This window comes from Brucella tritici (assembly GCF_902825325.1).
Lineage (GTDB): Bacteria > Pseudomonadota > Alphaproteobacteria > Rhizobiales > Rhizobiaceae > Brucella.
Window position 1 is genome coordinate 17,444 of record NZ_CADEAR010000011.1, and the last position, 11,760, is coordinate 29,203.

Here is an 11,760-nt window from a genome sequence, read left to right on the forward strand (position 1 = left end):
CGCTTCATCGCATGTTTTCGCGCAGTCACCGAGAGGAGCCCGGAAGCGTCCAGCCTTTGTGTCGCCGACAATTATTGCATGACAAATAATTAAGATGAAATCCTGAGCGGGGAAGCATAGATATCCGGTTAGCTATCCTTAGTGGGCAAGTATTGTCTCGCTTTGGTTGTATGCGACAGAGAGTTTGCGGGACATATTGATAAATCTCCGGAGATCGGAGGTTCTGAAAGCTAGAGGGTTTAACGGTGCTTACAACTTCCGATTCTTCCAAAACCGGGCAGCGGACGGCACCTTCGCAGAAGCGCACGCGCAGCAAGGCGCGCCGCTGGTGGCTCTGGCTTGTCATTGCAGCAATCGTGGCCGGCGCGGGCTGGTATTTTTACGGATCAGGCCAGGCAGACGGCCAGAAGACGAGTTATCTGGCCGAGACAGTCACACGCGGCGATATCGAAAACACCATTACCGCCGTCGGGACGCTTAGCGCGCTGCGCAGCATCAATGTCGGCGCGCAGGTTTCCGGCCAGCTTAAAAGCGTGAAGGTTGAAGTGGGCGATCAGGTGAAGCAGGGCCAGCTCATCGCCGAAATCGACCCGTCTCCCTTCGAGAAGAAGGTGGAAATCGCAAGCGCGCAGCTCGACAATCTCAAGGCACAGCTTTTGAGCAAGGAAGCCCAGCTGACGCTCAAAAAGGCCAATGCGGCACGCCAGCGCTCGCTTCTGGCCACGCGCGGCGTATCCCAATCCACCGTGGATCAGGCCGATGCCGATCTTGCCATGGCCGATGCGGATGTGAAGGCGCTCGGCGCGCAGATCCGCCAGCAGGAAGCTCAGCTTGCCAGCGACAAGGTCGATCTCGGCTACACCAAGATTTACAGCCCCATGGAAGGCACGGTCGTCGATCAGTCCGCCAAGGAAGGCGAAACGCTGAATGCCGTGCAAAGCGCACCGACCATCGTGACTGTGGCCGATCTCAAGGTCATGACTGTGGAAGCGCAGGTTTCGGAAGCCGACATCGGCAGGCTGAAACCTGGAATGCCGGTCTATTTCACCCTGCTCGGCCAGCCGGAGAAGCGTTTTACCGGCACGCTGCGCCAGATCAAGCCGACGCCTGCAACCGAGAACAATGTTGTGCTCTATTATGCGCTGTTCGACGTCCCGAACCCGACCGGCGAACTGATGATCAATATGAGCACGCAGGTTTATTTCATTCTCGATGAGGCGAAAGACGTATTGATCGTCCCCTCGTCGGCGCTGAATTACAAGCGCGAGGGTCCCCAGAACCAGAAAGGCAAGCCGCAGATTTCGGTCAAGGTCGTGAGCGACAATGGCTCGATCACCGAGCGCCAGGTTCAGATCGGCGTACGCAATCGCGTGCAAACCGAGATCAAGAGCGGTCTTGAGGAAGGCGACAAGGTTATCGTCACCAGCGCTTCCAGCGGAGCCGAAGCCGCTGCAGGCCAGCGTGGCCGCAGGCCCGGCATGCGCCTGTTCTGATGAGCTGCCTCATGACCGACACACCGCTCATCAGACTGGATGATATCCGCAAGACCTATCACAACGGCGACCTTGCCGTTGAGGTGCTGCACGGCATCACGCTTGATATTCAGGCCGGAGAGTTCGTCGCGATCATGGGCGCGTCCGGTTCCGGCAAATCGACGCTGATGAACATTCTGGGCTGCCTCGACAGCCCGAGCGGCGGACAATATCTGCTCGACGGCGAGGACGTCTCGACGCTGGATGCCGATGCGCTTGCAGCATTGCGCCGCCGAACCTTCGGCTTCGTTTTCCAGAGCTACAACCTCATCTCGACCTCGACCGCACAGGAAAACGTCGAGGTTCCCGCGATCTATGCAGGCCTGCCCGCATCGGAGCGCCACGCACGCGCCGCCGAGCTGCTCAATTCGCTGAAGCTCGGCGACCGCCTCGACCATCGCCCGAACCAGCTTTCCGGCGGCCAGCAGCAGCGCGTTTCCATCGCCCGGGCGCTCATGAATGGCGGGCGCATCATCCTTGCCGACGAGCCGACCGGCGCACTCGACAGCCAGAGCGGCGAGGATGTGATGGACCTTTTGCGCTCCATGCACGCGCAGGGTCATACCGTCATCGTCATCACGCACGCCCGTGAAGTGGCCGAACGCGCTGATCGGCTGATCGAAATTCGCGACGGCCAGATACTCTCCGATACTGTGAAGCGCGCCATTCCCGATACACAGGCGCCGTTCCGGCTGCAGGAGAGCCTTGAAGGCAATTCCGCCCGCATTGCCGATGTTTCGGAGGCGGTGAAGATGGCGATGCGTGCTTTGCGGGCCAATATCTTCCGGACAATTCTTACGCTGCTCGGCATCATCATCGGCGTCAGTTCCGTGGTTACAATGCTCGCCATCGGCACCGGCGCGCAGAACTCGATTCTCGACCGCATCAATGCGATGGGCACCGATCTCATTCTGGTGCGCCCGTCCATGGCTGGTTTCCGGGGAACAGGCCAGATCGCAACGCTGATTCCCGAAGACGCCACCGCAATTCTGGAATTGCCGAACATCAAAACCGCCGTCCCCGAAGTCACCGGCACCGTGACGCTGCGCCGTGGCAATGTCGACTACCAGTCGCAGGCAAACGGGACCGTACCCGCCTTTTCCGAAGCCAAATCGTGGAAGGTTGCCACCGGCGACTTCATCAGCCAGAGCGATCTGGACAATTATGCGCCCGTCGCAGTGCTGGGCAAAACGGTCGTCAACACGCTGTTCCCCGATGGCAGCAATCCTATCGGGCAGTATATCCTGATCCAGAAGATTCCGTTTCAGGTGATCGGAACTCTTGAACCGAAGGGCGCAGGTTTTGGCGGTTCGGATCAGGACGATGTGGTGGTCGTGCCGCTTTCGACCGGCAATCTGCGGCTGTTCGGCCAGAAATATGTGCGTACTATCACCGTGCAGGTGAAGGATTCCGACCTCATCAACACGACACAGGAACAGATTCAGGACCTGCTCGACCAGCGCCACAAGAAGCAGGACACGATGATAACCAACATGTCGTCCATCCGCGAGGATGCGACGGCGATGGGCAATACGATGACGCTGTTTCTGGGGTCCGTCGCTGCAATCTCGCTTCTGGTCGGCGGCATCGGCGTCATGAACATCATGCTGGTAAGCGTGACGGAGCGCACCCGCGAGATCGGCGTGCGGATGGCGACCGGCGCAAGGCGGCGCGATATTCTGCTGCAGTTCATCACCGAAGCGCTGACCGTCTCGGCAATTGGCGGTGCATTTGGCGTCGTGATCGGGCTCGGCGCTGCGGCCATCGCGGGCTGGGCCGGTCTTTCGGTCGGCTACAGCGTCGGGCCTGTCCTGCTGGCCTTCGCCTGCGCTTTCGCCACCGGCCTGATCTTCGGCTTCCTGCCAGCGCGCAAAGCTTCCCGCCTGCTGCCCGCCGTGGCACTGTCATCCGAATAGCAAACGCTGACGGGAGGCAGCACAGCGATGATTCCGTTCAAGAGAAGCCTGTTCGCTGCCGCGATTGTACTTGCTGCGATAGTGGTCCTGACGCAGCCGGGCCGCACCGAAACCTGCAACCGCGAAACCATTGAAGGTACAGACTATATCATCTGCGATGCAAAGGCGGATGGCACGGGCTTGCACCTGTTCTGGAAAAATGGCGACGACGAGCCCTATCGCAATTTTTCAAAAGTAGCTGACGCTGCCGCAAGTCGCGGCAAGACACTGGCTTTCGCGCTCAATGCTGGCATGTATCAGCCTGATTTTTCGCCGATGGGCCTCTACATCGAAGGTGGCCGTGAGCTTCGCCCGGCAAGCAAGACGACGCCTGCTCATGGCTCCGGCCCCGTGCCGAACTTCTACAAAAAGCCGAACGGTATCTTCTATCTCGGCGACAAGGGTGCCGAAATCCTGCCGACAGACCGTTTTCTGAAACAAAAGATCAAGCCGCAACTGGCCACCCAGTCCGGGCCGATGCTGGTTATCCGCAACCGGATCAACCCGATTTTCATCGTCGGCTCAACCGACAAGACCCGGCGCAGCGGCGTCGGCATTTGCGATGGCGGCGTGATCCGATTCGCGATCAGCGAAGACGCGGTCAATTTCCACGACTTCGCAAAATTGTTTCGAGACCATCTCCAATGCCCCAATGCCCTGTTTCTCGACGGCGGTGGCGGCGCTGGCATTTACGTTCCAGCGCTGGGACGGAATGATGTCTCGTGGCACGGCGGTTACGGCCCGATCTTCGGGTTGATTGAATGAGGGCGGTCAAATTTCCGAATCATCGAGAATGCGGGAGAGCGTGCTTCGTCCGAGCATGCTCATGGCCGGATTGCTGACACGATAATACCAGACCAGCCCCATCGCCTGTTGAAACGCCCAGGCCGCGCCGCGTTTCCATTCGAAATCACCAGATTGAAGATGCCTGCGCAGAATATTGCGTCGCTCCCTATCGAAAAGATGCCAGGCTGCGACAAGGTCCAGCGCCGGATCGGCGGGTCCGAAGCCACCGCTATCGAGCACACCGACCAAATGTCCGTCGCGCGCAAGGAGGTTTCCCGGAATGAGATCGCAATGGCTCATTACGTCAGCACCACTGGATGGCAATGCGCGCAGTTGCTCCCATTTCCAGCGAAGGCGCGCTACATCCAGCAGGCCTTCGCTGTTCCTGAAACAGGTCTCAATCCACTCATCATGATCCGTCAGATCGCCGCCTCTGCCAGTTCCTGAAAAAGAACGGCCTTTGGTATCAGCCAGACGAAGTGAAGCAATGAGATTTGCAATATCCAGCGCAAAATTGTTGGAAGTGGAAAGCCCATCAGGCGTGGCAACATCCCCTTCAATCCAGCTCTGCATCATCCAGGGCATGGGATAGTTGCGAGCGGGGTGGCCGATGCCCATTGGCTGAGGCGCTGGTACGGGCGAATGTCGTGCAAATTCCGCCATGGCAGCAGCTTCGTTCCGCAATATCTCTGCATATTCAGCCGGGTTCGTTACCTGTAGGGGAAATCTTGCAGCGATATTCGATTCGACGCGGAAAATTGCGTTGACCGTACCCGTCGTCTCCAGCTTCTCCACCTTCTCGCGACCATATTGTGGGAACTGGTCGGCGATCAGCACACGCACGAGGTCGGCATCAATATGAAGTTGGTCTGGATGCATCATGTCCCATCGATAGGACCGTGGGGCGGCAAAGGCAATGCGATCCATAGTTTGCCATGGACAAAACAAAGGCCGATCTGATTTTCAGACCGGCCTTTCAGATAACGCATTCTGCACTGCTTACTTGAACAGCAGCGGCAAGGTGATCGGCATACGCGCCTTGGCAATAGCTGCCGGCGGGGCAGGCACCGGCGAAGCCCGACGCGCTGCTTCCAGTGCAAGCTGGTCCACGTCCGGATTGCCCGACGAACCGGCCAGACGAGCCGAAAGCACATTGCCGGATGGATCAATCACGAAAGTAACCTGAACGAGCCCCTTGGCATTCCGTGATTTGCGTTGCAGAAAACGCACATTGCGCGCCATGTGAGACTGCAGCTTTGACGTCCATTTGGAGGAACTGACGCCAGCGGATGCCGAGTTTTCACCTCGACGGTTTGCTGCAGCTTTCGCACCCGCATCGGCATCCATGCGCGGTGCAGCTGCCTGACGGGTTTCGGGTGCTTTCTCAGCCTTCTTGGGCTTTGGTTTCTCGACCTTCGGCTTTTCCGGCTTCGGCTTTTCAACCTTTTTCGGTTCTGGCTTCGGCTCCGGCTTGGGTTCAGGCTTTACTTCCGGCTTTTCGACCGGCAGCGGAACGGCTACCTCCGGCTTTTCAGCCTCGACCACATCTGGAACGACTTCTTCAGGCTCCTGAACAGCCTGTGGTTCCGGCTCAGGCTCGGGCGGTTTCACCTCTTCCGGTTCCGGCGGTGTCGGCTCTTCCTGTACCGGTTCCGGTTGCGGGGCCGGTTCCGGCTCAGCCTGTTCCTGCGGTGCTTCAGCCGTTTCCGGCTGGGCTTCTTCCGCAACCTGTTCTTCCATCGGCGCTTCCGGCTCCGGCGCAAGCTCCACCACCATGGCGGCGACCTGTGTGCCATCGGGCTGGTCTTCTTCCTGTGCCATATGAATGGCATAGGCACCGGCGGCATGAACTGTCAGAACAAGAATGCCCGCGCCAAGCCAGCGCCCCGCATCATGCCAGAAGGAATGATGATGGGTGTCAGCCGAAGCCACCTTTACAGGAGGATGGTCGGGCGGAAGTGCATTCATTGCGCGGCTCCCTGCACTGCGGGAGTTTGCGAAGCGGGTGCCGGTCGCGCAGGCGCACCGGCAGGTGCTGCTCCGCTCTGGTCGGCACCGATGGTTTCAAGACCGACCAGCGCGATCTTCAGATAACCGGCTTCACGCAGAAGATTCATCACGCGCATCAATTCGCCATAGCCGACATTCTTGTCGGCACGCAGGAAGATGCGCGCTTCCTTGTTTTTCTCCGACAGGCCGTCCAGCGCCACGCCAAGGCGCTCGCGGGCAACGGTATCGTTGCCGACACTGATGCTGAGATCGTCCTTCAGCGTCACATAAAGCGGCTTGTCGGGACGCGGTGCAGGTGCCGCCGTCGAGGCAGGCAGATCCACCTTCACATCCACAGTCGCCAGAGGTGCTGCCACCATGAAAATGATGAGCAGAACCAGCATAACGTCGATGAAGGGCGTCACATTGATCTCGTGGTTCAGCTCGAGATCGTCACCGCCGCCTTCGCGAACTTTACCAGCCATGGTGCCTACTCCGCTGCGTGCAGCGTGCCTTCACGCACACCGGCTGTTCTGAAATCCAGATCGCGGCTGACGAGGCGCTCAACCCCCGCTGAAGCATCGGCCAGCAACGACCGGTAGCCGGTGATGGAACGGGCGAACACGTTGTAGATAACCACGGCAGGGATAGCGGCAACAAGACCGATGGCCGTCGCAAGCAGCGCTTCGGCAATACCCGGCGCCACGACAGCGAGGTTCGTCGTCTGCGCCTGGCTGATATTGATGAACGAATTCATGATGCCCCAGACCGTGCCGAACAGGCCGACAAACGGAGCAACCGAACCGATGGTCGCAAGAATGCCCGTGCCCTTGGAAAGACGGCGTCCGGCCTTGGCCTCGATACGCGACAGGCGCGAGGAAACACGCTCCTTGAGGCCCTCGCCACCGGCGCGGGCCAGTGCAGGACCCGAAAGGCGAACCTCATCTTCTGCGGCACGGACCAGAATTGCGCCCGGTCCCTTGGCACCGTCCAGCGAGCGGACAGCTTCGGCAAGCGTTGCAGAATGACCGATAACCTTCAATGCCTTGGCCGCCCGGCGGCGCGCACCGGCCAGTTCAAGCGTCTTGGCCACCCAGACCGTCCACGTAGCGAGCGAAGCCAGTGCCAGACCGATCATCACCGCCTTCACGACCCAATCCGCGGCCATGAACATGCCCCAGGGCGACAGGTCGTGCGGCAGGATCAAACCGCTCTCGCTTTCGACCGGCGCTGCAGCAGGAGCAACGGTCTGGGACTGGATCAATTCAGGCGAAGGTGCTTCAGCAGCAGGTGTGGTCGCGGCAGGCGCTGTATTGGCTGGTGCCGGGCTGGGAGGCGCCTCTGCAGCAGGAGCGGCCGGGGCATTCGTCGAGGGAGATACATCCTGGGGGCCGTTCTGGGCCAATGCAGACGCCGCACCCAGCAAGCCGATGCCCATCGCCGCAGCCATGAAGCCTTTTCGCCAGAAACCAGTCATTTTGATCGCCTTTTGATTGTTCAAATCCGCGCGCACATGACTAAACCTTCATGCAGGCCGTCGCGCCGCCTGTTGGGCCTCTTCTTAACTCCCAATAATATGATGACGCAAGTCATGTTTTCATTTCAAAGGCATTTTCGTCATGTAACCCAAGGATAGGCGAACATTTTTCAGCTCTCGCCTTTTTGCCAGTTGCACATTCGCGCCAAATCAGACCTGATAGGGTGAACCAGACGCCCGAGGGTTGGATTTGAAAGAAAATTCCGGGGGGCGCGGGAGGAAATGCAGTTCCGGCCGAGCCGGATTCTGCCGGAACTCTGGAGGACATGCCAATGATGCTCAAGGATATCCAGACGCTTGAACATGCGGCACGCACTGCAATGGCGGGAAATGACGATCCGCTGCCGGTACAGCAGCGTTCATTGAAGCCCACACATGTCGGACTGGCCTTCATTATGCTGGCCGGAGCGGCTTATCTGCTTCTGGCCTGAAGCAGAGATTTTCAACCCATAAGCGCGCTTGCCTCATTTTTGCCATGCGCAGAACATGGGTTTCACAATTTTGACGCTTGAATAACACAGATTTTGAGCGGAACTGAAACCGTTGCCCCTCGTTTTTTCTCCTGTTGACGGCGAGATTGCCCCTCGCCTTCGGTTTGCCTTAATTACCGACAGGAGTTTCCATGAAAAGACTTCTCGCCTCCACGGCTCTTGCCGCGCTGATCGCCCTCCCCGCTTTCGCGCAGGATGGTTCACCGGTTTTCTCCGACGAGAAACCGGAAAAGCCGGTCACCAGCGAGAACGGATATTTCGTGGCATCGCCCGGCCAGCTGCTGGTGTCGGGCTTTGTCGGACAGGCGGTCTATAACGGCCCTTCCAACGATGCCGCGAATATCGGCACGGTCAATGACATGATCCTCGGAGCCGATGGCAGCCCGCAGGCGGTTGTCATCGGGGTCGGCGGCTTTCTCGGTGTCGGAGAGAAGAATGTCGCAATCGGCTTCGACCATCTGTCATGGGTGGTTCGCGATGACGGTAAGCGCTGGCTGATCGTGGATGCGACCAAGGAACAGCTTGAAAAGGCACCGGCATTCGACCGCAGCGCAGCTTTCGAAGCGGATGGCGCGCCGCGCACAGATCCGCCCGCCGCCGAAAAGACGATAACCACGCAGAAGGCGGACAGGGTCATGCCCGATGGCATGAAGCCGGTTCCCTCCGAGGGACTAAGTGCGGACAAGCTGATCGGCGCAACGGTTTTCGGTGCGGATGAAACGAAGATCGGAACGGTGGGCGACGTCCTGATGACCGCCGACGGACAGACCGAGGCCTTCGTTGTCGATGTGGGCGGCTTCCTTGGCATCAATTCCAAGCCGGTGGCGGTTTCCATCGCCAATCTCGACGTTGCATCCGGCAAGGATGACAAGGTGAACGTCTTCACGCAATTCACCAAGGAACAGCTGCAGTCACAGCCCGCCTATTCGGATGCGGCCTATAAAAAGGACCCGGAAGGCACGATCCTTCACGGCGAAGCGGAGTGATACTCCACGATATTTGCGGAAGCACTATCGGCCATGCTTCCGCAGTTTCTTCTACTTACCCCAACATTTACCATGACTTGCAACAACCGGCTGATCTTGTTGCCGCTGATGGGTTTGCATGCAACCATTAGGCCAGCCGCACGTTATCTGGACAACCCATCCGAACGATAACCAGAGAGTAAACAGGAGAGCTGATATGGCGCGTGCATCCGCGAAAACGAGCAAGATCGAAGAAAAGATCGAGGAAGCGCTGACCGATGCCAGCACAGAAGACCTTCAGGCTCAGGTGGAGCAACTGAAGGAAGATATCGCTGCCATTGCGGCAACACTTGCCAATCTCGGTTCGCAGACAGTCCGCGACGCAAAACGCAGCGCGAAGGAAACCTACAAGAGCGCCTATGTCCAGGGTGAGGACGCCATCGACGATCTGCGCAACAAGGCGCAAGATGTTGAAGCCCAGCTGACGGCAACAGTGCGGGAACGCCCGATCGCCTCGCTCGCGACTGCACTTGGCATCGGCTATCTGCTGGCCCTGCTCTCCCGCCGCTGAGGCGCGCCATGCTAAAAGCTCTCATGCCCCTATTGTCTGCGATGGCAGGCGAGGAACTGAAATTCGTCGCGAACCAAACGAAACGCGCGGCGATTTTTGGCGCGGCAATTGCCATTTTCGCGATCATCGCGATCACCTTCTTCTGTGTCGCCGCCTTTCTGGCACTGGCGCAGAACTATGGTGGGCCGCTGGCGGCTCTCATTCTCGCTGCATTGTCGCTGATCGTGGCGCTGCTCATTCTCGCAGTCCTGAAAATTCAGGCTGCATCCGAGGCCAAAAAGCGCAAGCAGAAAATGGACGCGGATAAATCGGCCATGGTGGCAACGGCGGCAATCGCAACCGTGCCTGCGATCCTAAAACGGCCGATACTGGCTGCCGCCCTGCCGCTTGCCGGTATCGCGCTCGTCTCGCTGCTTTCGGAGAAGAAGAAGCGTCCTCCGCAGAGCTGAATCACCTACCAGAAGTCTGCGGACGCCGACCCCTATCGGTCGGCGTTTTCTTTCCGGCGACCGATAGGCTTATTTGCCAACCGGCATATCCCCTTCTTCAGCAAGCGACGACAGGCGAACAATCACCCTGGTTCCGATTCCATCGTCGGTTTTGCAGTAGACAGGCTTTTCACCGAACTGCATGCAAAGCTGCTCGATTACCAGCGTACCGAGGCCGTTCTTGTCCGCGGATTTCTGCTGCTCCTTGTCGAAGCCCACTCCATCGTCTTCCACAACCAGCACCGGAATAGCGTCTTCGCCCGGCTTCAGGCTGACCCGGATATGCCCTTCCGGACGTCCCCTGAAGGCATGCTTGATCGCATTGGTGACAAGCTCGCCGAGAATAATGCCGATTGTCGTTACATCGCGCGCTTTCAGATCCAGCGGCGCGAAATCGGTCGTGAACTCGATCTTGCGGTCCTGCCCGATGGCGCTTCTGATATCGTTGATGACAGTGCCAAGAAAATCGTCAACGCGGGCCGATTCCATATCCTCGCCCAGACGCAAGCGCCGGTGTGCCGTCGACACGGTCTGGACACGATCACGAGCGGCGGCAAGAGCTGCGCGGGCATCTTCGCTGCGCGTCTGCCGCATCTGGAGGCCAAGCAGGGATGAAACCGTCGCAAGCGAATTGCCAATACGATGATTGGTGTCCTGCAGCAGCAGCTCGACCCGCTCGCGCTCGCGCTCGGCAATGCGTCGCTCCTGCTCAAGCTCGGCGGTGCGCTCCCGCACACGCTGTTCCAGCAATTGCTTTTCGGAACGCAGCGCCGACTGCCCTTCGAACATGGAACGCGCATAACGCTGCACGCGGGTGAACAGCAAAAGCGCAAGCATGGCGGCTGAAGCCAACGCCACAATGGATGTCGCCGTCATCCAGTAGCGCATGCGGTTGATCCGCTTGTTGCGCTCAAGAAGCTGCTGTTCTTCCGCATCGATGAATTGCGTGACCGTGTTGGCAAGCTGGTCCATCAGCACCTTGCCCTCATCGCCGCGCACTTTCTCAACCGCCGCCGCAACATCGCCCGACTGGGCAAGATTGACCGTCTCGCGCACATCTTCCTGCTCGCGTTCGACCAGCGCACGTATCTGCTTGACCCGCGCGTCCTGAAGCGGGTTCTGATCCGTCAGGGCTTCGAGATCCGTCAGCGTCTTGTCCACACTCAGGATCGTATTTCGATAGAGATCGAGATAAGACTCATCCAGCGTCAGAAGATAACCGCGACGGCTCATCTCGATATTGCTGGCAAGACGGGCGACCTTGTCGACCTGCTGGCGCAAAGCGTAATTGCGGGAAATGTCGACGACCTGATGATTGACACCGGACGACAGGAACAGCGTCATGATCGCCGACAGCAGCACGAGGCCGAGCGAGACGATAACCGCAACCGGCTTCGATGACGATTGAAGCAGTTTTTGCAACAAGGCTGATGGCAAGGACGCAAC

At 58.8% G+C, this 11,760-nt stretch carries 12 protein-coding genes; 7 read left to right on the forward strand and 5 right to left on the reverse strand.

Going from position 1 to position 11,760, the window contains the following annotated elements; genetic code table 11:
• Positions 1-245: 245 nt before the first annotated feature.
• The 3 genes from HWX93_RS16150 to HWX93_RS16160 are packed head-to-tail and all read left to right on the forward strand — an operon-like array spanning position 246 to position 4,252.
• Positions 246-1,493: an efflux RND transporter periplasmic adaptor subunit gene (locus tag HWX93_RS16150; protein ID WP_176037958.1), complete on the forward strand. Its 1,248-nt coding sequence runs from the start codon at positions 246-248 to the stop codon at positions 1,491-1,493.
• Positions 1,494-1,504: 11 nt separating this feature from the next.
• Positions 1,505-3,448, forward strand: a complete 1,944-nt coding sequence (locus tag HWX93_RS16155) for a MacB family efflux pump subunit (RefSeq protein WP_109989168.1) — start codon at positions 1,505-1,507, stop codon at positions 3,446-3,448.
• A gap of 27 nt (positions 3,449-3,475) precedes the next feature.
• Positions 3,476-4,252: a phosphodiester glycosidase family protein gene (locus HWX93_RS16160; RefSeq protein WP_176037959.1), complete on the forward strand. Its 777-nt coding sequence runs from the start codon at positions 3,476-3,478 to the stop codon at positions 4,250-4,252.
• Between the two features lie 6 nt (positions 4,253-4,258).
• On the opposite strand, the gene HWX93_RS16165 is transcribed toward HWX93_RS16160, so the two are convergent.
• The 4 genes from HWX93_RS16165 to exbB all read right to left on the reverse strand — a co-directional run bounded on the left by HWX93_RS16165 (position 4,259) and on the right by exbB (position 7,775).
• Positions 4,259-5,155, reverse strand: a complete 897-nt coding sequence (locus tag HWX93_RS16165; protein ID WP_176037960.1) for an aminoglycoside phosphotransferase family protein — start codon at positions 5,153-5,155, stop codon at positions 4,259-4,261.
• 117 nt (positions 5,156-5,272) lie between these two features.
• Positions 5,273-6,241: an energy transducer TonB family protein gene (locus HWX93_RS16170; protein WP_176037961.1), complete on the reverse strand. Its 969-nt coding sequence runs from the start codon at positions 6,239-6,241 to the stop codon at positions 5,273-5,275.
• The gene (gene exbD, locus HWX93_RS16175; RefSeq protein WP_176037962.1) at positions 6,238-6,747 is read right to left on the reverse strand and encodes a TonB system transport protein ExbD; all 510 of its coding nucleotides are present in this window, start codon (positions 6,745-6,747) and stop codon (positions 6,238-6,240) included. Before exbD ends, HWX93_RS16170 begins: the two co-directional genes overlap by 4 nt.
• Positions 6,748-6,752: 5 nt before the next feature.
• Positions 6,753-7,775, reverse strand: coding sequence for a tonB-system energizer ExbB (exbB, locus tag HWX93_RS16180; protein WP_176037963.1), 1,023 nt, complete (start codon positions 7,773-7,775; stop codon positions 6,753-6,755).
• Positions 7,776-8,071: 296 nt separating this feature from the next.
• Between exbB and HWX93_RS16185 the strand changes: the two genes are divergently transcribed.
• The 4 genes from HWX93_RS16185 (at position 8,072) to HWX93_RS16200 (ending at position 10,275) form a co-directional block, all read left to right on the forward strand.
• On the forward strand, positions 8,072-8,230 hold the full coding sequence (locus HWX93_RS16185) for a hypothetical protein (protein ID WP_167522198.1): 159 nt from the start codon (positions 8,072-8,074) through the stop codon (positions 8,228-8,230).
• 191 nt (positions 8,231-8,421) lie between these two features.
• Positions 8,422-9,276: a PRC-barrel domain-containing protein gene (locus tag HWX93_RS16190; protein WP_176037964.1), complete on the forward strand. Its 855-nt coding sequence runs from the start codon at positions 8,422-8,424 to the stop codon at positions 9,274-9,276.
• Between the two features lie 196 nt (positions 9,277-9,472).
• Positions 9,473-9,826: a DUF883 family protein gene (locus HWX93_RS16195; protein ID WP_109989161.1), complete on the forward strand. Its 354-nt coding sequence runs from the start codon at positions 9,473-9,475 to the stop codon at positions 9,824-9,826.
• Between the two features lie 8 nt (positions 9,827-9,834).
• Positions 9,835-10,275, forward strand: coding sequence for a phage holin family protein (locus tag HWX93_RS16200; RefSeq protein WP_176037965.1), 441 nt, complete (start codon positions 9,835-9,837; stop codon positions 10,273-10,275).
• Between the two features lie 69 nt (positions 10,276-10,344).
• Here HWX93_RS16200 and HWX93_RS16205 read toward each other — a convergent pair whose 3' ends face one another.
• On the reverse strand, positions 10,345-11,751 hold the full coding sequence (locus tag HWX93_RS16205) for a sensor histidine kinase (RefSeq protein ID WP_109989189.1): 1,407 nt from the start codon (positions 11,749-11,751) through the stop codon (positions 10,345-10,347).
• Positions 11,752-11,760 lie beyond the last annotated feature (9 nt).